Annotated in this window: 26 protein-coding genes; all 26 read left to right on the forward strand. The window is 36.8% G+C overall.

The features are described 5' to 3' along the window. Positions 1–514: 514 nt before the first annotated feature. The 26 genes from ACH6CY_RS11345 (at position 515) to ACH6CY_RS11470 (ending at position 25,577) form a co-directional block, all read left to right on the forward strand. On the forward strand, positions 515–1,801 hold the full coding sequence (locus ACH6CY_RS11345; protein ID WP_374067446.1) for a UDP-N-acetylglucosamine 1-carboxyvinyltransferase: 1,287 nt from the start codon (positions 515–517) through the stop codon (positions 1,799–1,801). A 422-nt stretch (positions 1,802–2,223) separates the two neighbouring features. Further along, a complete protein-coding gene (rho, locus tag ACH6CY_RS11350; protein ID WP_374067447.1) occupies positions 2,224–3,510 on the forward strand; it encodes a transcription termination factor Rho in 1,287 nt (428 codons plus the stop codon). A 180-nt stretch (positions 3,511–3,690) separates the two neighbouring features. Continuing rightward, positions 3,691–3,936 (forward strand): type B 50S ribosomal protein L31, encoded by a 246-nt coding sequence (locus ACH6CY_RS11355; protein WP_374067448.1) that lies wholly within the window; start codon positions 3,691–3,693, stop codon positions 3,934–3,936. 236 nt (positions 3,937–4,172) lie between these two features. After that, on the forward strand, positions 4,173–4,796 hold the full coding sequence (locus ACH6CY_RS11360; RefSeq protein ID WP_374067449.1) for a thymidine kinase: 624 nt from the start codon (positions 4,173–4,175) through the stop codon (positions 4,794–4,796). Positions 4,797–4,958: 162 nt separating this feature from the next. Further along, entirely contained in the window at positions 4,959–6,029 is a 1,071-nt protein-coding gene (prfA, locus tag ACH6CY_RS11365) for a peptide chain release factor 1 (RefSeq protein ID WP_374067450.1), read from the forward strand. A gap of 1 nt (position 6,030) precedes the next feature. Continuing rightward, positions 6,031–6,885, forward strand: coding sequence for a peptide chain release factor N(5)-glutamine methyltransferase (gene prmC, locus ACH6CY_RS11370; RefSeq protein ID WP_374067451.1), 855 nt, complete (start codon positions 6,031–6,033; stop codon positions 6,883–6,885). 92 nt (positions 6,886–6,977) lie between these two features. Next, on the forward strand, positions 6,978–7,589 hold the full coding sequence (gene spoIIR / locus ACH6CY_RS11375; RefSeq protein WP_374067452.1) for a stage II sporulation protein R: 612 nt from the start codon (positions 6,978–6,980) through the stop codon (positions 7,587–7,589). Between the two features lie 67 nt (positions 7,590–7,656). Continuing rightward, entirely contained in the window at positions 7,657–8,061 is a 405-nt protein-coding gene (locus ACH6CY_RS11380; protein ID WP_374067453.1) for a hypothetical protein, read from the forward strand. Positions 8,062–8,258: 197 nt separating this feature from the next. Beyond that, positions 8,259–9,299, forward strand: a complete 1,041-nt coding sequence (locus tag ACH6CY_RS11385; protein ID WP_374067454.1) for an L-threonylcarbamoyladenylate synthase — start codon at positions 8,259–8,261, stop codon at positions 9,297–9,299. Positions 9,300–9,477: 178 nt separating this feature from the next. Beyond that, positions 9,478–10,026, forward strand: coding sequence for a manganese efflux pump MntP (locus tag ACH6CY_RS11390; protein ID WP_374067455.1), 549 nt, complete (start codon positions 9,478–9,480; stop codon positions 10,024–10,026). A gap of 280 nt (positions 10,027–10,306) precedes the next feature. Next, positions 10,307–10,897, forward strand: a complete 591-nt coding sequence (locus tag ACH6CY_RS11395; RefSeq protein ID WP_374067456.1) for a low molecular weight protein arginine phosphatase — start codon at positions 10,307–10,309, stop codon at positions 10,895–10,897. Between the two features lie 99 nt (positions 10,898–10,996). Further along, positions 10,997–11,437, forward strand: a complete 441-nt coding sequence (rpiB, locus tag ACH6CY_RS11400; protein ID WP_374067457.1) for a ribose 5-phosphate isomerase B — start codon at positions 10,997–10,999, stop codon at positions 11,435–11,437. 13 nt (positions 11,438–11,450) lie between these two features. Then, positions 11,451–11,984, forward strand: coding sequence for a TIGR01440 family protein (locus ACH6CY_RS11405; protein ID WP_374067458.1), 534 nt, complete (start codon positions 11,451–11,453; stop codon positions 11,982–11,984). 254 nt (positions 11,985–12,238) lie between these two features. Continuing rightward, entirely contained in the window at positions 12,239–13,477 is a 1,239-nt protein-coding gene (locus ACH6CY_RS11410; RefSeq protein ID WP_374067459.1) for a serine hydroxymethyltransferase, read from the forward strand. A gap of 373 nt (positions 13,478–13,850) precedes the next feature. Then, positions 13,851–14,480, forward strand: coding sequence for a uracil phosphoribosyltransferase (gene upp, locus ACH6CY_RS11415; RefSeq protein ID WP_374067460.1), 630 nt, complete (start codon positions 13,851–13,853; stop codon positions 14,478–14,480). A gap of 80 nt (positions 14,481–14,560) precedes the next feature. Then, a complete protein-coding gene (gene wecB / locus ACH6CY_RS11420; RefSeq protein WP_374067502.1) occupies positions 14,561–15,676 on the forward strand; it encodes a non-hydrolyzing UDP-N-acetylglucosamine 2-epimerase in 1,116 nt (371 codons plus the stop codon). Positions 15,677–15,959: 283 nt separating this feature from the next. Continuing rightward, positions 15,960–18,125, forward strand: coding sequence for a S8 family serine peptidase (locus tag ACH6CY_RS11425; protein ID WP_374067461.1), 2,166 nt, complete (start codon positions 15,960–15,962; stop codon positions 18,123–18,125). A 481-nt stretch (positions 18,126–18,606) separates the two neighbouring features. Further along, on the forward strand, positions 18,607–18,990 hold the full coding sequence (locus ACH6CY_RS11430) for an ATP synthase subunit I (protein ID WP_374067462.1): 384 nt from the start codon (positions 18,607–18,609) through the stop codon (positions 18,988–18,990). Positions 18,991–19,007: 17 nt separating this feature from the next. Continuing rightward, positions 19,008–19,730 carry a F0F1 ATP synthase subunit A gene (gene atpB / locus ACH6CY_RS11435; RefSeq protein ID WP_374067463.1) on the forward strand — a complete coding sequence of 241 codons (723 nt, stop codon included), beginning with the start codon at positions 19,008–19,010 and terminating at the stop codon, positions 19,728–19,730. 58 nt (positions 19,731–19,788) lie between these two features. Further along, positions 19,789–20,001, forward strand: coding sequence for a F0F1 ATP synthase subunit C (gene atpE, locus ACH6CY_RS11440; protein ID WP_374067464.1), 213 nt, complete (start codon positions 19,789–19,791; stop codon positions 19,999–20,001). A 190-nt stretch (positions 20,002–20,191) separates the two neighbouring features. Beyond that, positions 20,192–20,713 carry a F0F1 ATP synthase subunit B gene (gene atpF, locus ACH6CY_RS11445; RefSeq protein ID WP_374067465.1) on the forward strand — a complete coding sequence of 174 codons (522 nt, stop codon included), beginning with the start codon at positions 20,192–20,194 and terminating at the stop codon, positions 20,711–20,713. After that, positions 20,713–21,255, forward strand: coding sequence for a F0F1 ATP synthase subunit delta (locus ACH6CY_RS11450; protein WP_374067466.1), 543 nt, complete (start codon positions 20,713–20,715; stop codon positions 21,253–21,255). Before atpF ends, ACH6CY_RS11450 begins: the two co-directional genes overlap by 1 nt. Before the next feature lie 23 nt (positions 21,256–21,278). Beyond that, a complete protein-coding gene (gene atpA / locus ACH6CY_RS11455; protein ID WP_374067467.1) occupies positions 21,279–22,787 on the forward strand; it encodes a F0F1 ATP synthase subunit alpha in 1,509 nt (502 codons plus the stop codon). A 66-nt stretch (positions 22,788–22,853) separates the two neighbouring features. Then, positions 22,854–23,726 carry an ATP synthase F1 subunit gamma gene (gene atpG, locus ACH6CY_RS11460; RefSeq protein ID WP_374067468.1) on the forward strand — a complete coding sequence of 291 codons (873 nt, stop codon included), beginning with the start codon at positions 22,854–22,856 and terminating at the stop codon, positions 23,724–23,726. A gap of 27 nt (positions 23,727–23,753) precedes the next feature. Continuing rightward, the gene (atpD, locus tag ACH6CY_RS11465) at positions 23,754–25,151 is read left to right on the forward strand and encodes a F0F1 ATP synthase subunit beta (protein WP_374067470.1); all 1,398 of its coding nucleotides are present in this window, start codon (positions 23,754–23,756) and stop codon (positions 25,149–25,151) included. A 24-nt stretch (positions 25,152–25,175) separates the two neighbouring features. Further along, a complete protein-coding gene (locus ACH6CY_RS11470) occupies positions 25,176–25,577 on the forward strand; it encodes a F0F1 ATP synthase subunit epsilon (RefSeq protein ID WP_374067471.1) in 402 nt (133 codons plus the stop codon). Positions 25,578–25,740: the final 163 nt, after the last annotated feature.

The raw sequence follows: 25,740 nt of genomic DNA on the forward strand, positions 1-25,740 counted from the left end.
TATCATCACTTAGAACATGAATTTAAAAATGACGTTCGTGAGTTTTTTTACTCACCAACGTCATTTATTGTACAACCCTTTTTCTTTGCTCAATATATATTATGCAAAAAGTATTCAGCGTATAGATAAAGGTTAAAATTAACTGTGTCAGCATAAATCCCCATCAATGACTGAACCTTTTCCCACCAGCGTATCATCAGTAAATTAATTTTTGTGTTGTGTTTTCATTATCTTATGTGGTTCAATCTAGCCCAGTTTGTACATTGTTAACAAGTGTTTATGCTTTTTTAAAAAAAGCATAAGGGAAGACGGGTATTGTGTCCTATAAATGTGATTCGAAGCCTGTCCCTTGTCTCATTTTAAGATTTGAGGTAGATTCTAGCACTAAAAGTTTGTATAATAAAACTAACGCATTTAAGCGTGCATGTTTTTGGTAAAAATGTGCAAACTAATCATGATTGTCAAACCAATTTTTTATTAAGATTTAACCAATAAATAAAGTGAGGAATTTTATATGCAAAAGCTATTTGTGCAGGGCGGTGTTCCATTAAATGGGAAGGTTCGTGTTAGTGGTGCAAAAAATAGTGCAGTCGCCTTGTTACCTGCGGCTATTCTAGCTGATTCTAAAGTGATTATAGAAGGGTTACCTAAAATTTCGGATGTCGGAGTATTAGGTGAGTTGTTGGAAGAAATAGGTGGGGCGGTTTCGTGGAGTGGACAAACAATACATATTGACCCGACACATATGACTGCTATGCCATTACCAAACGGAAAAGTAAAAAAATTACGCGCCTCGTATTATTTCATGGGTGCGATGTTAGGGCGTTTTAAGCAGGCGGTAATCGGATTGCCTGGTGGTTGCCACATTGGGCCACGTCCAATTGATCAACATATAAAAGGTTTTGAGGCATTAGGTGCGAAAGTAACCAATGAGCAAGGTGCTATATATTTACGTGCGAACGAATTAAAAGGAGCGCGTATTTATCTGGATGTCGTAAGTGTAGGTGCAACGATTAATATCATGTTAGCTGCAGTTAAGGCAAAAGGAAAAACAATTATAGAGAATGCTGCTCGTGAGCCTGAAATTATAGATGTTGCCACATTACTAACAAGTATGGGTGCCAAAATAAAAGGTGCTGGTACCGATGTGATTCGAATTGAAGGTGTAAATGAACTGACAGGATGTATGCACACTATTATTCCAGATCGAATTGAAGCCGGTACTTATGCGATAATGGCTGCTGCACAGGGTGAAAAAGTTCTAATCGACAATGTCATCCCACAACATTTAGAACCATTGTTAGCTAAACTCCGTGAAATGGGAGTGCAAATGGAAGAAGGGGAAGAGCAGTTGTTAATTATGCGGAGTGAAAACTTGCAATCAGTAGATATTAAAACTTTGGTACATCCAGGTTTTCCGACTGATTTACAACAGCCTTTGACTTCACTATTAACAAAAGCAACGGGAACATCAGTAGTAACAGATACGATTTATCAAGCTCGATTTAAACATATCGATGAATTAAGAAGGATGAATGCCCAAATTAAAGTAGAGGGAAGTTCGGCGATTATTACTGGTCCTGTCCAATTGGAAGGTGCAAAAGTGAAAGCAAGTGATTTGCGTGCAGGTGCTGCGCTTATTGTTGCTGGATTACTTGCTGAAGGGGTAACAGAAATCACAGGGTTAGAACATATCGATCGTGGTTATGAGGAATTTACACAAAAACTATCTAACCTTGGTGCCGTTATTTGGAGAGAAGAAATGACTACAAGTGAAATGGAACAATTTCAGAACTCTTAATAATCATTGACACATTTTTAAAAAAATAGGAGTTGTCTGCTACGGCAACTTCTATTTTTTTGTTAGTAACTATGATAAATTTTAAAAATATAGTTGAATAAAATACAAGAACACGGTACGATAAAGAGGGTTTAATAATAAAAGGTAAGGGAATGCTTGTTAAAAAGTATTCAAAACTTCTATTCTATTATAAATATTTTCCTTCACATCACTTCCTGGTAGAAATAAGTCATGTGTCTGAGCACATCTTCTTAGATAACGATATAACACTGACAAAGCAAAACTTCAAAATCAGGAAGTATCCAATAGAAATGTTTGATAATTAAAGTTCAATAATAATAAATAAGACAAGAAAGCAATGCATGTGATGTTAATCAATGCAGCAATGCTCGTCGTAAAATAATAATAGGTGTGGTGATCGTGTGGCAGAAGTAACTATTTCTCAACTAGAGACAATGACATTAAAGGAGCTTTATGCTAAAGCAAGAGAATTTAAAGTATCCTACTATGCAAAATTAACAAAAAGGGAATTAATTTTTGCGATTTTAAAAGCGCAAGCAGAAAAAAGTGGCTATTTATTTATGGATGGTATTTTGGAAATTATTCCATCCGAAGGGTTTGGCTTTTTACGACCAATCAATTACTCTCCAAGTGCAGAGGATATTTATATTTCCGCTTCTCAAATACGTCGTTTTGATCTCCGTAATGGAGATAAAGTTTCTGGAAAAGTTCGTCCTCCGAAAGAAAATGAACGATACTATGGTTTGTTGCATGTAGATGCAGTAAATGGAGAAAATCCAGAAATGGCAAAAGAACGTGTGCATTTTCCTGCTTTAACCCCATTATATCCTAATCGCTTAATGCATTTAGAGACGAAAACAAAAAATATTTCAACACGAATTATGGATCTGATTACCCCAGTTGGTTATGGACAACGCGGACTTATTGTAGCGCCACCAAAAGCTGGTAAAACGATGTTACTAACACAAATTGCAAATAGTATTACAGAAAACCATCCAGATGTAAAATTAATTATTCTATTAGTGGATGAACGACCAGAGGAAGTAACTGATATTGAGCGTTCTGTGCATCCTGATGTAGACGTTGTTAGCTCCACATTTGATGAAGTCCCTGAAAACCATATTAAAGTGTCTGAACTTGTTTTAGAACGTGCGATGCGCCTAGTTGAGCATAAGAAAGATGTTGTTGTGTTAATGGATAGTATTACACGATTGGCACGTGCTTATAACTTGGTTATTCCACCAAGTGGACGAACACTATCTGGTGGTATTGATCCTGCTGCATTTCATCGTCCGAAACGTTTTTTCGGAGCTGCTAGGAATATTGAAGAGGGTGGTAGTTTTACGATTTTAGCTACTGCACTAGTAGAAACAGGTTCGCGTATGGATGATGTCATTTATGAAGAGTTTAAAGGAACAGGTAACATGGAACTCCATTTAGACCGTTCCCTTGCGCAAAGAAGAATCTTTCCTGCAATCGACATTTTACGTTCAAGTACAAGAAAAGAAGAATTACTATTACCTAAATCACAATTAGACGTAATATGGGCAGTTCGTAAGTCGATGCAAGATTCACCAGATTTCTTGGATCGTTTCTTACGAAAATTAAAGCATACGAAAAATAATGAAGAGTTTTTCCAGCAATTAAAAGACGAAATGAAACGTAAGGGAACAACAAGAAAGTCATAGTGGTATGGAACTGTTTTTAAAAATTGAATCAAGTATAGAAAGATAAACTAGCTCTTGCAAACAGTAGAGCACACTGTTATAATCTTTCTGTGTGACATATATTGATACGTATTGCACAAAAGTGTAATGTCGTGAATAACTCTGTTTCCTAAGGATTCAGGGCAAAAGGAGTGGAAAGACATGAAACAAGGAATTCACCCAGAATACAGAAAAGTTGTATTTCTTGACACAAGTTCTGATTACAAGTTTCTAACCGGATCAACAAAGTCTTCTGATGAAACAATTGAATGGGAAGATGGCAATACTTACCCACTAATCCGCGTAGAAATTAGTTCAGACTCTCACCCGTTCTATACTGGTAAACAAAAAGCTGACAGAGCTGGTGGCCGTGTAGATCGCTTTAAGAAAAAATATAACCTTAGCTAAGTATTAAATTAGTTAATGTAGAGAGCCATTTCTATTTCAGAAATGGCTCCTCTTAACCTTAGACAAGTGGAGAAAACAGGCGTATGTTTGTAGCCTGTTTTTTCTTTTTTGCGATAGATTTTTTTTGTATCCTATATTAAAAAATAGGAAATCATATATAATAAAAAGTGGCAACTATTTAAAGAATATTTAACAATGATGCGCATTGTTTTACATAAGAAGGGGGAGGCCATACGGTGTATGTAATGAAGCAGAGTGGCTGGGTAGAACTTATTTGTGGGAGTATGTTTTCGGGGAAATCAGAGGAATTAATTCGCCGAGTTAGAAGAGCAACTTATGGTAACTTAACTGTTCGAGTATTTAAACCAGCAATTGACAATCGATATGCGGAAGAATCTGTTGTATCACATAACGGAAACTCTATTTTAGCTAGACCTGTGACGTGTGCAAACGACATTATTGAACAAATGGATGACGATATTGATGTAGTAGGAATAGATGAAGTACAGTTTTTTGGTGATGAAATTACAGAAATTGTAGATGAGCTTGCTAATCACGGACACCGTGTCATAGTAGCTGGTCTTGATACTGATTTTCGAGGAGAACCTTTTGGACCAATGCCAAAATTGATGGCGTTAAGTGAATCGATCTCAAAGCTAAATGCGATCTGTCCAATTTGTGCTTCTCCTGCAAGTCGAACACAACGTTTAATTGATGGCAAACCAGCATCATATAATGATCCGATTATTTTAGTAGGTGCTTCAGAATCTTATGAGCCGAGATGCCGCCACCACCATGAAGTTCCAAACAAACCGAGACCGATGATACGTAAAAACACGACGACAAACACATCAAAGTAGTCGAAGCAACTGAAGCAAATAGAATTGTGGGAAAACGAACTATACCAAACTGATTCATTTTTGTTAGCTGATTTTGACGGACTATTTTTACTATATTATAATAAAAAATATTGTATAATAATAAGATGAATTGTGCGTGTAAAAGAAAAAGAGGTGAGAAACGTGCTTGATAAATTGCAATCACTAGAAGCTCGTTATGATAAATTAAATGAATTGTTAAGTGATCCTGAAGTAATTAGTGATACAAAGAAATTAAGAGAGTATTCTAAAGAGCAAGCAGATTTAACAGATATTATTCAAGTGTATCGTGAATACAAAGATATATCTGGTCAGTTAGATGATGCGAAACAAATGTTAGAAGATAAACTAGATGATGACATGGAAGAGATGGTCAAAATGGAAATCAGTGAATTAGAACCACAACTTCCAGCACTAGAAGAACAATTAAAACTACTCTTGTTACCTAAAGACCCAAATGATGATAAAAACGTTATTATGGAGATCCGTGGGGCAGCGGGTGGAGACGAGGCTGCACTATTTGCTGGCGATCTTTTTCGAATGTATGCCCGTTTTGCTGAGGCACAAGGTTGGAAAATGGATGTGATGGAGTCTAACTCTACTGGTGTGGGCGGTTATAAGGAAATTATTTTTATGATTAATGGAAAAGGTGCATATTCAAAATTAAAATATGAAAATGGTGCCCACCGTGTACAACGTGTTCCGGAAACAGAATCTGGCGGACGAATTCATACATCTACAGCGACCGTTGTTGCTTTACCAGAAACAGAAGAAGTTGAAGTCGACATTCATGAAAAAGATATTCGTGTAGACACTTTTGCTTCAAGTGGACCTGGTGGACAGAGTGTAAATACAACGATGTCAGCAGTTCGTTTAACGCATGAACCAACTGGTATTGTCGTATCCATGCAAGATGAAAAATCCCAAATTAAAAACAAAGAAAAAGCGATGAAAATTTTACGTGCTAGAATTTATGATAAATTCCAACAAGAAGCACAGGCAGAATATGATGAAACAAGAAAATCAGCAGTAGGTTCTGGAGACCGTTCTGAACGAATTAGAACGTATAATTTCCCTCAGAATCGTGTAACAGACCATCGCATAGGATTAACGATTCAAAAATTAGATCAAATTCTAGAAGGAAAACTGACTGAAGTGATTGATGCACTTCTAATGGAAGAACAAACGAATAAAATGGATCAAATCGGTGAATAACATGACACAGCCTAACTTACAAGAAGTCCTTCGTCGGGCTTCTCTTTTTTTAGAACAGAATCATAGAGAACCACGTATAGCAGAAATGTTATTAATGCATCATTTGCAGCTAGATAAAGCTCAATTACTTATGCATTTACGTGAGGAAATACCAGTTCAAGCATACGAAAAATACCAGTGTGATCTTGTAAAGCATGTGAAAACAGGGGTGCCTGTGCAACATTTGATTGGATACGAATCTTTTTTTGGTCGGAAATTTACTGTAAATAAAGATGTACTTATACCAAGACCAGAAACGGAAGAACTTATTGTAGGTGCACTGGGAAAATTGAAACAAATGAAACGTCCACTTCGGGTAGTTGATGTTGGTACAGGCAGTGGGATTATTGCAATCACTTTAAAATTAGAAGATCCGTCATTAGAAGTGTATGCACTTGATATCTCTAAGGAAGCATTAGCAGTAGCTCAAGTAAATGCAACAGATCATGGAGCCGATGTATCTTTCGTGCAAAGTGACTTTTTAGAATCTTTGATTTCTAAAAACAAGCAGTGTGATGTCATTATTTCTAACCCACCGTACATTCCATGGGAAGATAGTGATACATTATCAGACACAGTAATAAACTTTGATCCCTCCTTAGCATTATTTGCAGATGATAACGGCTTATATGCTTATCAACAAATTATAGCACAAGCAGAGCAAATGTTATCCACATGTGGATTACTTGCTTTTGAAATAGGTTATCAACAGGGTGAAGCAGTAAAAAAAGTAATTAAAGCAAAATTCCCAAATAGTAACGTCGAAATACAAAAAGATATAAACGGAAAAGACCGAATGGTGTACGCAACAATTTAGAACCATTAGCGAAAAAAATACTAGATTGTTAGTTTAAAAGTTATTAAGTACGCCCATACTGTTTCTATAGTAAACAGTGGGAGTGATTAAAAATGAAGAAAATAATTATAGTTACATCATTTATCGGTTTGTTTATTTTAATTAACCAGTTGTGGATAAATCAAGAATCTACTGCAAGTGAATATCAAGTCATTCCTGATGAAGCGATCCGTTTGCGTATTTTAGCAAATAGTGATCAAGAAGAAGATCAATCCATCAAACGACAAATAAGAGATAACGTCAATCAAGAAATAACAAAATGGGTAAAAAACTTAAACTCTATTGAAGGTGCTAGGAAGGTAATTCAAGAGCGTTTACCTGCAATTGAAACAATTATTGAACGGACATTAAGACAAGAAAATATAACAATGGATTACCAAGTTGATTATGATAAAAATGTAAATTTCCCTTCTAAAGTATATGGAACATATGTATACCCTGCGGGAGAGTATGAAGCAATCCTTATTACGCTTGGAGAGGGGCAAGGTGCCAATTGGTGGTGTGTATTATTTCCACCATTATGCTTCCTCGATTTTTCTAATGGAACAACCGTATCTGCTGAAGAGTCGAATGAATTGAAAGAAACAGCTGAACCGAAAGAGACAGAGAAAGAAAAAGAAAAAGATGTCGAAGTAAAATTATTTTTCTTAGAATGGTTTCGATAAGGTATAATAAAGCAAATCTATCATAGAAATAGTAGAAAGCTAGATTTTCTATGAGGAGAGGATTAAAATGGAATGTATAGAGGCAAGTGCTTTCAAGCGAGCTGAATGGGAAACATTTTTTCAAGATCAATTCCCTGAAAATGTAACAGAAGAAGCAATCCGTACTTATGGCCATTTTATAAAAGAGGATAGATTACAAGCATTCTTTATGCTTGTGCCCCTAAAAGAAGATAGCGTTCAATTAAAGCACCTGTATATGAAAGAAAAATTAGCCTCAATGTATATTGTTGCAATGATTGAAATATGCATTCAACTAGTAAAAACAAAGCAATTGAAGTATATGTATATTTATAGTGAACAAGAGCCGTTAAATCAGTTAGTGCAACAATTACAGTTTGAACATGTGCTATTAACACCAGATAAGCAACAAAGTCCAGGTAAGTGGTGGGTGGTCAATGTAGAACATGCTTAAAGTTATCAACAACTGTGGATAAATCATGTTAACAATTTGTTGATAAACCAAATAATATATATAAAACTTTCTGACTGAAACGAAAAGCTAAGTTGCAGGCAAGAAAGTTAATCGATAAATTATGTGAATGTGGATAACTTGTGGATAAAATGTTGTTTAACTGTGGACAAAACTGTTGATAATAGAAAGGAATTCTTATGGAAAGACAGACAAAGTATTGGATAATTAGAGAACTAGATCAAAAAGGACAACAAGCAATTGAAATGGCAGCAACTTTATTAAAGCAACAAGAATTAATTGCTTTTCCAACTGAGACAGTATATGGATTAGGAGCTGATGCAACAAGTGAAGTGGCTGTTGCAAAAATTTTTGCAGCAAAAGACCGACCAGCAGATAATCCATTAATTGTTCATCTAGCGGATGCAGAACAAATACCTAATTATGTGAAACAAGTAACCCCAATTGCGAAAAAATTAATCCATGCGTTTATGCCTGGACCGATTACTGTTATTTTACCTAGTAGTGAGGCTATAGCGATGAATGTTACCGCTGGTTTAAACACTGTAGGGATACGTATTCCAGATCACCCAATCGCACGAGCCTTATTAAGAGCGGTTAATCTACCAATTGCGGCACCAAGTGCGAACACTTCCGGAAGACCTAGTCCAACAAGTGCGATTCATGTCTTTCATGATTTAAATGGAAAAATAGCAGGAATTGTAGATAGTGCTGCGACCGAAGTAGGTGTGGAATCTACAGTCGTTGATTGTACAAGTGATGTTCCAATTATTTTACGACCTGGTGGAATAACAAGAGAGCAGATAGAAGATGTTACTGGGGTTGTTACGGTTGATTCGACGATGGACCAGCAAACAGATAAGCCTAAAGCACCTGGAATGAAGTATACTCACTATGAACCAGATATGCCGCTTTGGTTAGTCGATGGTACGAGTGATTTTTTTCAACAGCAAGTTAACCGACTGTCCACCCAAGGCTTAAAAGTAGGAGTTATGGGGAGTGAAGAGTTGATCAGTAAGCTGCACGTTTCTAATAGCAGTATTTGTGGTTCTAAGTTAAATTTGGACACAATTGCAGTCCGATTATATGATTCACTGCGATCATTCAAAACAAATGATACGGATATTATTTTAGGTGAGGTTTTTCCAAACGAAGGAATTGGACAAGCAATAATGAATCGTTTGGAAAAAGCCGCCTCAAAAATAATCAAACAATCATAATCAAACAAATCAAACGTCATGCAGGCAATAAGCTGTATCACGTTTGATTTTTTATTTATATAGTATTAATTGCTAAACAAAAAGGTTTTTAAATCATCAAACAGAACAATTTATCAGCATATCTATATATCCCTCTACATATAGTAGATTAGCATGTCCGATATGTGGAGGGAATACTATGGTGGAACTAAATGAAACGATTTCACTACTTATTATGGGAATTGCACTAGGCATGGATGCATTTTCAATGGGATTAGGGATGGGATTACAACTATTACGCTTAAAACGGATTTTTTTTATTGGCATCGTAGTAGGTATTTTTCATGTTGTCATGCCGTTTATAGGAATGCTTGTCGGTAGATTGATTACGATTCAACTAGAAGATGTGGCAATTCTTTTTGCTGGTCTATTGCTTTTTGGATTAGGAGTACATATGATACTGCAGACGTTCCAATCAGAAAGAAAACAATTAATGAAGCCGATTGGTATTGGTTTATTTCTATTTTCGTTTAGTGTAAGTATTGATAGTTTTTCAGTTGGATTAAGTTTAGGAATGTCTGGTATGAGAATTATTTTAACGATTATCTTGTTTGGACTGAGTAGTATGATCTTAAGTTGGGTCGGTTTACTATTAGGTAAAAAAGCACGTGGTTTGTTAGGGGTTTATAGTGAGTGGCTTGGTGGATCGATATTATGTGGATTTGGTCTTCACTTTATTTTCGGATAAATATGTCGCGAGGCTTCTCAACTTAAAAAAATGGTATGAAACACAAGAAATCATCGTTAAGTGTCGTTGATTTTTTTTTGTTTTTTATGGAATCGTTTCTACTAGAGAACAATGAGAAGATAGCAACCTATAGCTTGCACTTTAAACATACTAATTATATCATAAGACAAAAGACTGAAAATGAGTGTAAAACATAAACAGCATGCATAGTAAGCCAACCCCCTTCTTAAAATGATTTTTTAAAAAATTGGAACATAAAAATAGGAGGAATTAAATACCGATGAATGTATTATTTATCTGTACAGGAAATACATGTCGAAGTCCAATGGCTCAAGCATTACTTCAACAAAAATCAAGTGTAAACGTGCAATCAGCGGGAGTGTTTGCGAGTGAAGGTGCCCCGGCATCAGAGGCGACACAAACTTCGCTATCTTCAATTGGTGTGACATGTCAACATCAATCGCAGCCAGTTACTACTGAATTACTAGATTGGGCAGATTTAATTTTAACGATGACGATGAATCATAAAGAAACCTTGCTCACGAATTATTCACAAGTATACGATAAGACTTACACTTTAAAGGAATACGTTCTATTAGATGGGGAATTTACTTGGGAAAAGCTAAAAAATGCGTATCGTCGTTTAGAGGAAAAGCGAGCGACGATTGTTTATGAAAAAGATCAAATGCAAACAGAGCAACAAATGCGGGCATTTTTACGCGAGGAACAAGATGAAATTGACCGTATAGAAAGAGAAATGCCTAACTACGATATAGCTGATCCTTTTGGAGGGAATGCTGAGGTTTATCAAGAGACGATGAAAGAAATGGAAAAGTACATTGATTTATTAATAGAAAAAATAGAGGCGTAAGTGATCACAACAAATAATCTAATTCGCTCTATAATTTCAATGAAAAAACAAGTAGAATAAGAAGTAAGGACAGGTTCGATTATAAAGGAGTGCTTCAAAATGAAAATTGTATTAGCTTCAGACCATGGAGGTGTCGAGCTATTACGAGAAGTTGCAAGTCAGTTAGATACGCTTGGAATAGCTTACGACAATATTGGTTGTGATTGTGCGGAGTCAGTTGATTATCCGGACTACGGTATACCTGCAGCAGAGAAGGTAGCTACCGGGACGTACGATCGAGGAATTTTAATTTGTGGTACAGGTATCGGAATGTCCATCGCAGCTAACAAAGTAAAGGGGATTCGAGCTGCTTTGGTTCATGATGTGTATACCGCTCGTGTAACAAGAGAGCACAATGATTCTAACATACTTGTAATGGGTGCTCGTGTTATCGGTGTTGATTTAGCAAAAGAGATTGTTAAGACATGGTTAGCTGGGGAATTTGAAGGTGGCAGACATATTAATCGTATTGAGAAGCTGTCTGCTTATGAATCAAAATAAGGAAGTGTGAACAATGACACTAGACCAACAACTTGAACAGCTTGTTTCAGAATGGCTATCAACCAATTATTTACGTCAAGGGGAGTTATTCGTTATTGGTTGTTCCACGAGTGAAGTATTCGGCAAAAGGATAGGAACTGCCGGAAGTGAGGAAGTAGCTACACTTGTCTTTTCAGCAATGCAAACATTACAAAAAAAGACAGGCGTTCATCTCGCTTTTCAATGTTGTGAACATTTAAATCGTGCATTAGTGATGGAGCGGTTAACTTGTGAAAAGTACGGATATGAAACTGTTCATGTTATTCCTGTTAAAACAGCAGGTGGTTCTATGGCTACTTTTGCTTATCAACAAATGAAAGCCCCAGTACTAGTGGAGTATATCCAAGCACATGCAGGGGTAGATATTGGCGAAACAATGATTGGTATGCATTTAAAGCCAGTAGCTGTTCCTATTCGATTACATCAACGAAAACTAGGTCAAGCACGTGTCAATGCAGCTTATACTAGACCGAAACTAATCGGGGGAGCACGGGGTATTTATCAGTAAAAGTTCAGGTTAAAAGTAGCGCAATGTATCATGAGATAAGCAGCATAGCTAATGATCTATTATTATTCTTTATAGAGAAACTTGATTATTCATATGGATGTTAGACTAAAGCTGTCACGCCTTGTGACAACGTCTAACTGTGTGGACCCGAATCCGTACTCTGTAAAAAGCGAACTAGCTACGAATTACGGAAAACATATTGACTCTATGGATAATTTAAGATATAAACTACTTTTATTTAAGGGGGAAATGAAATGGAGCATGTGAAGCAAGCAGATTTAGAATTATTTAATGCAATGGAACAGGAAAGGTATCGTCAACACGATAAAATTGAGCTTATTGCATCAGAGAACTTTGTATCAGAAGCTGTAATGGAAGCACAAGGTTCAGTACTGACAAACAAATATGCAGAAGGCTATCCAGGTCGTCGCTATTATGGTGGGTGCGAGTATGTCGATGTTGCTGAAAATTTAGCGAGAGATCGAGCAAAACAATTATTCGGTGCTGAGCATGTTAATGTGCAGCCGCACTCCGGTGCACAAGCCAATATGGCAGTATACTTCACTATTCTAGAACCTGGAGATACGGTGTTGGGGATGGACTTGAGTCATGGCGGCCATTTAACACACGGTAGCCCAGTTAATTTCAGTGGTACTTTATACAATTTTGAAGCATATGGTGTTGACAAAGAAAAAGAACAAATTGATTATGACGCTGTTTTGGCAAAAGCAAAAGAAGTAAAGCCTAAATTAATTGTAGCAGGAGCAAGTGCTTATTCAAGAACAATTGATTTTGAAGCTTTCCGTAAAATTGCAGATGAAGTAGATGCTTATTTCATGGTAGATATGGCACACATTGCTGGCTTAGTTGCTGCTGGATTGCACCCTGATCCAGTTCCACATGCCCATTTTGTTACAACAACGACACACAAAACGTTACGTGGTCCTCGCGGTGGAATGATTTTGTGTAAACAAGAATTTGCTAAGCAAATAGATAAGTCTGTTTTCCCAGGAATTCAAGGAGGGCCACTGATGCATGTAATTGCTGCAAAAGCAGTTGCATTTAAAGAAGCTTTAGATAACTCATTTAAAGATTATGCGCAACAGATTATTGATAACGCAAAACGCTTTGCGGAATCTTTAAATAAAAAAGGCATTCGTTTAGTATCTGGCGGTACAGATAATCATTTACTATTGCTTGATGTCAGTGCACTTGGTTTAACTGGTAAAGACGCAGAAAAAGCTCTAGATGATGTTGGGATCACAACAAATAAAAATACAATTCCTTTTGATCCAGAGAGCCCATTTATCACTAGCGGTGTTCGTGTTGGTACAGCTGCTGTAACTACACGTGGTTTTAGTTTAGAAGAAATGGATGAAATAGCATCTATTATTGCTACTACACTAAAAAATCATCAAAATACAGAGAAACTAGATGAAGTGAAAGCACGTGTAAAAGTATTGGCAGATAAATTCCCACTTTATCAACGTTAAATAAACGATAGATTAATCCCTTGTCATTTTAGTTGCCAAGGGATTTTGTTGAGTAAACAAATTAACCCATTTCCCATTCTTTTGCAACGAAAAAGAATGGTATAGCACACATAGGGGAATATACATTTGTAACAAGCGATACCCAATGAAATATCTAGACGTTTGACTGTGCGATCTGTTCGCTAAAAATACGATAATTGCAGTGTAAAATATGATAATAATGCTCTCTCAAGAAGTGATGGAAAAATAATCAAGCAATCCTAATAGTCAATAGACAAATAAAATTGATAATACTATTAAATCTTTACTTGAAACCACCGCTAATTTTCAGTACAATTTTAAGGATGCAAAAAAACCAAAGGAGTGATCAGAATTGGGTAATGTATTTGTACTAGATCATCCACTCATTCAACACAAGTTAACACATATTCGCAAAAAAGACACTGGAACAAAGGAATTTCGTGAACTAGTTGATGAAGTTTCTGCTTTAATGGCATTTGAAATTACACGTGATTTACCATTAGAAGAAAAAACAATCGAAACACCGGTTACAACCGCGGTAACAAAAACATTAAGCGGTAAAAAAATCGGTTTAGTACCAATATTACGAGCTGGATTAGGTATGGTTGATGGGATTTTACGATTAATTCCAGCAGCAAAAGTAGGACATGTTGGCTTATATCGTGATCCTGAAACGCTTCAGCCGGTAGAATACTATATTAAACTTCCTTCTGATATCGAAGAACGTGAATTAATCGTTATTGATCCAATGCTCGCAACTGGTGGATCTGCTAATGATGCCATTGCGTCATTGAAAAAACGTGGAGCAACGAACATCAAATTAATGTGCTTGATTGCAGCACCAGAAGGAGTAGAGTTGATTAAGAAGAATCATCCAGATGTAGATATTTACCTTGCTGGATTAGATGAAAAATTGAATGAAAAAGGTTATATTGTTCCTGGTTTAGGTGACGCAGGAGATCGTTTGTTTGGAACAAAATAATAACGTTAGAAAAACGTTACAGCTACTGTAGCGTTTTTTCTAAAGGATAAAACAGTAGGTGATTGAAAGGGATGAAACAATTGTCAGAACGTATAAAAGTAATGACTATTTTCGGTACAAGACCAGAAGCGATAAAAATGGCGCCACTCGTATTAGAACTTAAAAAAAGAGTAGAAATATTCGACCCGATTGTTACCGTGACAGCACAACATCGAGAAATGCTTGACCAAGTCCTTGATATATTTGATATTACACCAGACTTTGATTTGAATATTATGAAAAAGAAACAAACATTGGCGCAAATTACTACACGAGCCCTTGAAGGCTTAGATACAGTGATGAAAGAAACCGCCCCTGATATCGTATTGGTACACGGCGATACGACAACTACGTTTGCAGCATCACTTGCAGCATACTATAATCAAATTGCTGTTGGGCATGTTGAGGCAGGATTGCGTACTTGGGATAAATATTCTCCATACCCTGAAGAAATGAATCGTCAATTAACTGGGGTGATGGCTGATCTTCATTTCGCACCAACAGAGAAAGCAAAACAGCATTTGCTACAAGAAGATAAACGGGAAGAAACGATTGTTGTTACTGGAAACACAGCAATTGATGCATTAAAAACAACGGTTAACACAACATATACGAATGACATATTAACAGCATTAGGTCAAAAAAGATTAGTGCTTATGACTGCGCATCGACGTGAAAATCTAGGTGAAAATATGAATCAAATGTTCCGAGCGATCCGGAGACTGGTTGACAAGCATGATGATATTCACGTTGTTTATCCTGTCCACCTAAATCCAGTTGTAAAAGAGGCTGCCGAAACAATATTGGGTGATCATGACCGTATTCAATTGATTGATCCGCTTGGCGTAGTTGATTTTCATAATTTTGCCTCACGAGCACATTTAATTTTAACAGATTCTGGCGGTGTACAAGAAGAGGCGCCCTCTTTAGGTGTCCCTGTACTTGTTTTACGTGATACGACTGAACGTCCTGAAGGAATTGAAGCAGGCACATTAAAATTAGCTGGAACAGAAGAGGAGCATATTTTTAAGCTAGCTGATGAATTATTAAGCGATGATAACGCATATCAACTAATGGCACAAGCATCGAATCCTTATGGGGATGGACATGCTAGCAGACGAATTGCAGACGCCATCATTTCCTATTTTCAACATTAATAAGGTTCTACGTCAAATGACTAGTCAACTAAATAATTATGTGTACGCGTCCTAAAGGAGTTAAGCTGCTTTAGGACGTGCTTTATTTTTAATTCGTTTTTTCGTTCCGTTGGTTTTAATTTAAAGTGTAATAATATTCGGTTTCTTTTAATGAGATAAGATCACATAATAGGTTGCATAAGATCATCATCAACTTACCATACTATATTGTAAAACGTATGCCATGAAAAGTTTTATTCTCGTAAGTATGAATATGGGTAAGAAAATGAAGGAGATTATGCTAATGCGCTACATACCCCTCGCTTTTTTTGTAATCATTATTTTTCTAGCCTCACCAACTATTTCAGATGCAGTGTCACCAATAGAAAAAACACAAATAATTATTGAAGTCAATGGCGACCCTCAACAACATAAACAATACATAGAAACATATCATCCGACAATTGAAGTTGTTGAAGTATTTCATACATTATTTCAAGGACTTGCAATTCGAGCAAAAGATCATCAACTCGAACAATTATCAAAAGAAACATTTATTAAAAACAGCTACCCAGTTAAAACCTATCAAACACAATTGAATCAGAGTGTACCTTTTTTATTAAAAAAGGAAACCGTTCAAGTCGATCGAACGTATACAGGAAAAGGTGTGAAGGTAGGTGTTATTGATACAGGGATCGACTACAATCATCCAGATTTACAATCCAATTATCAAGGCGGGTATGATTTAGTGGATCTTGATGATGATCCGATGGAAACTACACTAACAGAAGGAGAACCTACCATACATGGTACCCATGTTGCTGGAATTATTGCCGCAAATGGTAAAATGAAAGGGATGGCACCAAATGTTTCGTTATATGGTTATCGAGCACTTGGACCGGGTGGTGCAGGCACATCGATTCAGGTCATTGCGGCATTGGAGAAAGCAGTAAACGACGGCATGGACATTATTAATATGTCACTAGGTAATACCGTGAATGGTCCTGATTGGCCAACGAGTGTTGCTGTAAATCGGGCAGTAGAAGAAGGTGTTTCGGTTGTTATAGCAAATGGGAATTCAGGTCCTGCCAATTGGACGGTTGGTTCACCAGCTACAGCGACGAAAGCGATCGCGGTAGGAGCATCCACGCCGATAGTACAAACTGCCTCTATCATTGACCGTTTTGAAAAAAAACAAATTCCTTTAACGCCTATTGCGGGATCAATCGAGTGGACATTTCAACGCAAGTATCTGCTAGTTGACGGCGGTATTGGCAAAAAATTATCGAATATATCAGGAAAAATCGTTTTAATTAAGCGCGGTGAACATACCTTTACAGAAAAAGTTAAACAAGCAGAAGTGGGTGGTGCTGTAGGAGTAATCATTTATAATAATGAGGAGGAACCTTTCCAAGCTAGCCTTCAAGCGGAAAGCAACATTCCTGCTGTAACAGTTTCAAAAGCTGATGGAGAGTGGCTAAAAAAACAAGTGCAAAAAGATAGCTATTGGATTCAAACGATGCATCAACAACAGCAAGACCAAATAACAGACTTTAGCTCAAGAGGACCTGTAACAGCTAATTGGTCAATTAAACCCGAAATTGTTGCACCTGGTGAGAACATAACAAGTACGATACCTAATAATGGGTATCAATCTTTACAAGGAACCAGTATGGCTGCTCCCCACATAGCAGGTGCGTTAGCGTTATTAAAAGAGGCACATCCGAATTGGACACCAGCACAATTGAAAGGTGCACTATTAACACAAGCTAAACCATTAAAAATCAATGGTGTGCTGTATGATCCAATTGAACAAGGGATGGGGAGAATTCGATTGAATGAATCAATTACGACGCGTACGATTCTACATGATTCATTGCTCTCGTTTGGGAAAATTGAAAATGGAAAAAAACGTTTAACTGCACATATAGAAATTGAAAATGTATCAAACCAAACAAATCAATTTAGTTTTGATATTCCTAAACAACAACCTGGCTTACGTTGGTTCCTTCCTAAAAAAGTTTCAGTGAAACCAAATGAAAAGCGCTTCATTCCGATTGAATTGACAATCGATCCAAATCGGCTTCCCGAAGGTTTACACCAAGGGTGGTTAAAACTATTCAATGGAAAAGAAAGCTATCAATTACCTTATCTATTTATTAACCAAACAGCTCAATACCCAAAAGCGATGGGGTTAGAATTAGAAGTAGACCCGTTTAATTTAAAAGAATATACTTATCGACTTTATCTTCCAGAGGATGTGAAAGAAGTAAAGGTTGACTTATATGACCCAAATACATTAGTGTTTGAAAAAACATTTATCGAGAAGAAAGACCAACCAAATGGGCTGTTAGAAGATAGGATTGCTAAAAAAGACTTACCTAAACCAGGTAACTATATTGCAGCAATTACCATTTCAACAAAAGACAATCATATGTACCATGAAGAAACGTTGCTTCGAATAAAATAGCTTTATCGTTCACCTCGTTTTGTACTTATTTATTTCTAAGATTACTTTTAAAATAAATAAGATGAAATAAATATTGTGACTAGCAAAATTAACTGATAAGATGAAATAAGTGAAATATTAAGTAAATGTCACAAAATTGTTACTACACATCTCGTGTATAATTTATTATAATGAAAGATAGTCATTTTATTTTTTGTATTTTACTTGTGGAAGAATTGACAGTCAATCTTCCCTACTGTAAGCTGTTTTTTATAGAATGACAGTACGCTCATACAATGTTTTCGCTGCTATTCCTTTTATATGAAGAGAAGGGTTATTCATTTAGTTAACCATGATTCCTGAAAATATTGGATAAGTATGGAATAAGTATCACTTTTGAAACAGGTCTATGTCAAATGTAATTGGTGATCCATATTTAGTGTGAAATGGTTATTGAGTATGCCTTTCGTTCCATTACAAATATTTGGGGGATAAAAAAGTCATGTCAGATATGTCTTATCAGCAAGTGATGAAGCGTCAAAAAAAATGGATGCTATATTACTTAGTGCTACTCACCTTGGCGATGTTCATTACATCTTATCAACCTTTTTTTAACGGCTTATTACTAGGAACGACTGTAAGCTTGTATAATCTATCGCTACTGCATCGTAAAATACAAAACTTTAGCTTTAAGGTAGATAATAGACCAAAAATGCACCGTTTAGGAACGATATCTCGATTTGCTACTGTTGGTCTAGCTGTAATAATTGGTTTTGAACTAGAATCATATTTCCACTTGGCTGGAATTGTTTTGGGATTAACGACAATGTTTGTTGTCGTAATCATAGATTTTGCACTTTATAGTAAACAAGAAAGTGATAGTTAGAAAAGAGGTGAAGGAAAATGGATCATACAGCACCAATATATGAGAATGTCTTTGGTATCTCTTGGTTGAGCTTTAATGCTTCGACCGTTTTAATGACTTTTATTGCATGTGTGATTGTCTTTATCATTGGCGTCTTAGCCAGTCGAAACCTTAAGATGCGTCCAACTGGTGTTCAGAATGCGATGGAATGGCTCGTTGATTTTGTCAAAGGGATCATTAGTGATTCAATGGACTGGCGAACAGGTAAAACATTTTTGCCATTAGGACTTACACTAATTACTTTTATCTTTATTAGTAACATATTAGGTGTTATTGTAATGATTGTGCATGGAGATGACCTGTGGTGGAAATCACCAACCTCAGATGCTGGAATTACATTAGGTTTAGCAGGTTTCATTATTGTATTGACAAACTATTATGGTATGAAACTGAGAGGGACTAAGAAATATGTTAAGGGGCTTATGGAACCAGTACCATTCATGTTGCCATTTAAATTGGTCGAAGAGTTCACCAATACGATGACGTTAGGTTTCCGTCTATTTGGTAATATTTTTGCAGGAGAAGTTTTACTGTCCTTAATTACACAGTTAGCTTTCTTGCTTGTTCCAATCACCTTTCTTGCTATTGTTCCAATGATGGTATGGCAAGGATTTAGTTTATTTATTGGTGCAATACAAGCATTTATTTTTACCATGTTAACAATGGTTTATATGTCACATAAAGTGGCAGATGACCATTAAATAAATTCATGTAAAAACAATTTTTGTTTTACATACATTCTAAAGGAGGAGTATTTACATGGAAGCATTAGCAGCAGCAATAGCAGTAGGTGTAGCGGCACTAGGAGCCAGCTTCGCCAACGGAAAGATCGTATCACGTACAATTGATGGGATTTCACGTCAACCAGAACTAAAAGGTCCATTACAACAAGTAATGTTAATTGGTATCGCACTAGTTGAGGCGATCCCGATCTTTGCCGTAGTAGTAGCTTTTCTGATCTTATTTATTTAAAAAATACAAAAGGCGAAGTTTTATCATTTGTTTAACTTCGCCTTGAAGTTTATTAGCATATGATCATGGAAAATAGGGCTTTCACCATAAAACTTGGCGATAAGCCAAGTTTTTTCTTCCTAAACGAAAACAATAGTTAACAATGATAATGCCAATTTTATGAAAGAAGCATTCGAAGGGAGTGAATGGTGTGGAATTGTTAAGTCATTCATTGGTAGGTGTAAGTGTCGGTGGCTTTTACGTCGGTGACATTTTATTTGGGATCGGCAGTTTCGCTGTCTTACTTGCATTATTGAAAAAGTATGCATGGGGACCAATGTTAAGCAAAATGGAAGAACGCGAAAATTATATAGCGAATGAGTTAGATGTTGCCGAGAAGAACCGAATAGAAGCGGAAAAAGCTTCACTTGAAGCGAATGAAAACTTAAATAGAACACGTCAAGAAGCACAATCTATTATTGATGAAGCGAAAAAAGCAGGTGTGAAACAAGAAGAGACAATTATCCAATCTGCTGAAATGGCGGCAGAGAAGATAAAGCAAGCAGCGCAAGAAGAAATTAAACAAGAAAAAGACAGAGCAATTGAAGCACTGCAAGAGCAAGTTGCAAGTCTCTCTGTTCAAATTGCAACGAAAGTAATTGAGAAAGAGATTAACGTTGAAGACCAAGAACGCTTAATTTCTGACTATATGAAACAGATAGGAGAAGAGTGATGAGTAAAGCAATGATTTCAAAGCGCTACGCAGAAGCTCTTTTTCAACTAGCAAAAGAAAAGCATATCATCGAATCGCTCGAATCAGAATGGATGATTGTAAAAGAAGTTTTTCAGCAAAATCAAAATTTTATCCGATTTTTAGAAAATCCAGGATTTAATAAAAATAATAAGAAACAAATAATTGACGACGTATTTCATGATTTTTCTGTAGAAGTCAAAAGTACACTTAAACTAATCGTTGATCATCAATCAGAGGAGTTAGTTATCGACATCGTTGATCAATTTGTCAACCTAGCAGAAGAGTCACGAGGTACGAAGCGAGCGATTGTTTACTCTGTTCGTGAACTGTCTGAAGCAGAAAAACAACAATTAGCGGATGTGTTTCAAGCGAAATTACATATTGCTAAATTAAAAATTGATAATGTTATTGATCCAAATGTACTTGGTGGTGTGAAGCTTCGTATTGGAAATACTGTGTATGATGGCTCAGTAAAAGGTAAATTAGAAAGAATGGAAAAGAATATAACGATAACAAATTAGTGACAAGATAGGGGTGAATTGGCATGAGCATAAAAGCTGAAGAAATCAGTGCACTGATTAAACAGCAGATTGAAAATTATCAAGCAGATATTGAAGTCAGTGATATCGGTACTGTAATTGAAATTGGTGACGGTATCGCTAGAGTGCATGGTTTAGACAATGTAATGTCTGGAGAGCTTGTGGAATTTTCAAATGGAGTAATGGGATTAGCCCAGAATTTAGAAGAAAGTAATGTTGGTATTGTAATTCTAGGCCCTTACACGGATATTCGTGAAGGTGACCAAGTGAAACGTACAGGTAGAATTATGGAGGTGCCAGTAGGTGAACAATTACTAGGACGCGTTGTCAATCCACTAGGTCAACCAATTGATGGTAAAGGTCCAGTTGAAACAACGAAGACACGTCCAATTGAAGCGCCAGCACCAGGTGTAATGGATCGTAAATCCGTTCATGAGCCACTACAAACTGGAATTAAAGCAATTGATGCACTTGTGCCAATCGGTAGAGGTCAGCGTGAATTAATTATTGGTGACCGTCAAACAGGGAAAACAACAGTTGCTGTTGATACGATACTAAACCAAAAGGATCAAGATATGATCTGTATCTATGTTGCAATTGGACAAAAAGATTCAACGGTTCGTGCAACAACAGAGGTATTTCGTCGTTATGGTGCATTAGATTATACAATCGTTGTTAGTGCCGGTGCATCAGAACCAGCACCATTGCAATACCTAGCGCCATATGCTGGTGTGTCAATGGGAGAAGAATTCATGTACAATGGCAAGCATGTGCTTGTTGTATATGATGACTTAACGAAACAAGCAACAGCTTACCGTGAACTTTCATTACTATTAAAACGCCCACCAGGCCGTGAAGCATTCCCGGGAGATGTTTTCTATTTACACTCACGTCTATTGGAGCGTGCAGCGAAATTAAGTGATGAAAAAGGCGGCGGTTCCTTAACTGCTCTTCCGTTTGTTGAAACACAAGCAGGGGATATTTCTGCATATATTCCAACAAACGTTATTTCTATTACAGATGGTCAGATTTTCTTACAATCAGATTTATTCTTCTCTGGTGTAAGACCGGCAATTAACCCAGGTCTTTCAGTGTCTCGTGTAGGTGGTTCTGCACAAATTAAAGCAATGAAAAAAGTTGCAGGGACATTACGTCTAGACTTAGCTTCGTATCGTGAGTTAGAATCATTTGCTCAATTTGGTTCTGATTTAGATAAAGCAACGCAAGCGAAACTTAACCGTGGAGCTCGTACAGTTGAAGTGTTAAAACAAGGGTTACATAAGCCACTGGTTGTTGAAAAACAAGTAATGATTATTTATGCGTTGATCAATGGTTATTTAGATGATATTCCTGTTGAAGACATTACACGTTTTGAAGCAGAACTATTTGACTTCTTAGACCTCAACCATGCAGCTATGTTAACAACTATTCGAGAAACAGGTCAACTAGCAGAAAAAGAAACAATGGATGCAGCGATTGAAGCATTTATTAAGCAATTCGTTGTTACACAATAAGTTTAAAGACAAAGAATGATTAGATATATTGACTAGAAACCTTCCATGAAAGGAGGCTGACTTGTTGTGGCGTCATTGAGGGATATTCAAACACGTATTACATCAACAAAAAAGACAAAACAAATTACGAATGCGATGCACATGGTATCTGCTTCTAAACTAAATAAAGCAGAACAAAATGCGACCTCTTTTGTACCTTATAGTGATAAAATACAAGAAATTGTTAACCATATTGCTTCTAGCACAGAAGAAGATGCGCATCCAATGCTCGTGCATCGTGAAGTGAAAAAGACGGCTTATTTTGTCATTACGTCTGACCGTGGATTAGCTGGTCCTTTTAATAGTGGAATATTACGTAAAGTCTATCGCACGATTCAAGAAAAACATCAATCATCAGATGAGTATACGATCATTGTCGCTGGACGAATCGGTAGAGATTTCTTCAAACAACGCAAGATGCCAATAGCAAACGAAATTATTGGATTGTCTGACCAACCGGTATTTTCAGATATTCAAGATTTAACGAATGAAACAGTTCAATTATTCATTGATCAAGAAATTGATGAGCTGTACATTGTTTATAATCATTTTATCAATGCTATTTCACAAGAAGTTGTTTCAAAAAAGATACTTCCATTAACGGATGTGCATGAAAAAAATGATCATCCGGCTGACACTGAAAGTATCTACGTATTTGAACCAAGTGAGGAAGAGATTTTACAAACATTATTACCACAATATGCAGAAAGCTTAATTTACGGTGCACTTCTTGACAGTAAAGCTAGTGAGCACGCATCACGTATGACGGCAATGCGAAGTGCAACAGATAATGCAAATGATTTAATTGATGATCTATCCTTACAATATAACAGAGCTAGACAAGCTGCTATTACGCAAGAAATTTCGGAAATTGTTGGAGGAGCAGCAGCGCAAGAATAATGAAACCGTGTGTTAGGAGGGAAAAGGATGAGTAAAGGGCACGTAACACAAATAATGGGGCCTGTTATCGACGTTAAATTCGATGATAATCTCCCAGAGTTATATAGTGCATTGTTAGTTTATCCAGAAGCAGATAATTCGACAGCGCTAACCCTTGAAGTGGCATTACACTTAGGTGATGATACAGTACGTACCATTGCAATGTCATCCACAGAAGGAATCAGACGAGGTGCAGAAGTTGAAAACACTGGTGCACCAATTTCAGTACCAGTTGGTAATGAAACGCTAGGACGTGTATTTAACGTTTTAGGCGAAGAAATTGATTTAGACGAAAAAATAAATGAAGGTGTTCGACGTGATCCGATTCATCGTCAATCACCAGACTTTGAACATTTAGCAACAGAAACAGAGATTCTTGAGACCGGTATTAAAGTAGTTGATTTATTAGCTCCTTATATTAAAGGTGGTAAAATTGGCTTGTTCGGCGGTGCAGGTGTTGGTAAAACCGTATTGATTCAAGAGCTAATTAATAACATTGCGCAAGAACATGGTGGTATTTCTGTGTTTGCAGGTGTTGGAGAACGTACTCGTGAAGGAAATGACCTTTATTATGAAATGAAAGATTCTGGTGTTATTACAAAAACAGCGATGGTATTCGGTCAAATGAACGAGCCTCCTGGTGCACGTATGCGTGTAGCATTAACTGGTCTTACAATGGCGGAATATTTCCGTGATGAACAAGGCCAAGATGTGCTTCTATTTATTGATAACATTTTCCGTTTCACACAAGCAGGTCAAGAAATTTCTGCCTTGCTTGGACGTATGCCATCAGCGGTTGGTTATCAACCAACATTGGCAACAGAAATGGGGCAATTGCAAGAACGTATTACTTCTACAGATAAAGGTTCTGTTACATCTATTCAAGCAATTTATGTGCCAGCGGATGACTATACTGACCCTGCGCCAGCAACCACCTTTGCTCACTTAGATGCAACAACTAACCTAGATCGTAAACTTTCTGAGCAAGGGATTTATCCTGCGGTAGATCCATTAGCATCTACATCACGCGCCCTTGATCCAGAAGTTGTTGGAGAAGACCATTATAACGTGGCACGTGATGTACAACAGACGCTGCAACGCTATAAGGAACTACAAGACATTATCGCTATCCTAGGAATGGATGAACTTTCAGATGAAGATAAATTAACGGTAGCACGTGCTCGTCGTATTCAATTCTTCTTATCTCAGAACTTCCACGTTGCAGAACAATTTACAGGTCAAGAAGGTTCCTATGTACCTGTTAAAGAAACTGTTCGTGGCTTCAAAGAAATTTTAGATGGTAAGTATGATGATCTTCCAGAAGACGCGTTCCGTTTAGTTGGAACAATTGAAGAGGTTGTAGAAAAAGCAAAACAAATGGCGTAATAGAAATGCCGAGGAGGGGTTTCGTTGAAAACACTAACGGTGAGTGTTGTCACTCCTGATGGCCCTATTCTGGAAGATACATTTGAAATGGTCAGCTGTAAGTCTGAAGATGGTGAATTAGGGATTTTACCTAATCATATTCCTTTAGTTGCGCCGTTAATTATTAGTGCTGTACGTTTAAAACGCGCAGGCGAAACAATACGAGTAGCAATTGGTGGAGGCTTTATTGAAGTGAATGAGAATAAAGTAACCATTTTAGCTCAATCAGCTGAAAAACCGGGCGATATTGATGTACAACGTGCGCGTAAAGCAAAGGAACGCGCCGAACGTCGCCTGAAAGCTAAGCAGGATGATATTGATTTCAGAAGGGCAGAATATGCATTAAAACGTGCAATAAACCGTCTAGATGTTGTAGAAAAGCGTTAAAAAACTAAACTAGACAAAAAAAGACTTTAATCCCGAAATGGAATTAAAGTCTTTTATTATGAACAAGGGTTCAGACTTCGGCTCTATACTAAATGCGGTGGTGCCCCTTGATCTATCAAGACTTCAATAGAAGCAAAAAAATACACGCATTCCTCTCTCTTTT

The sequence above is a fragment of the Paraliobacillus sp. JSM ZJ581 genome, from assembly GCF_044383835.1.
Lineage (GTDB): Bacteria > Bacillota > Bacilli > Bacillales > Amphibacillaceae > Paraliobacillus.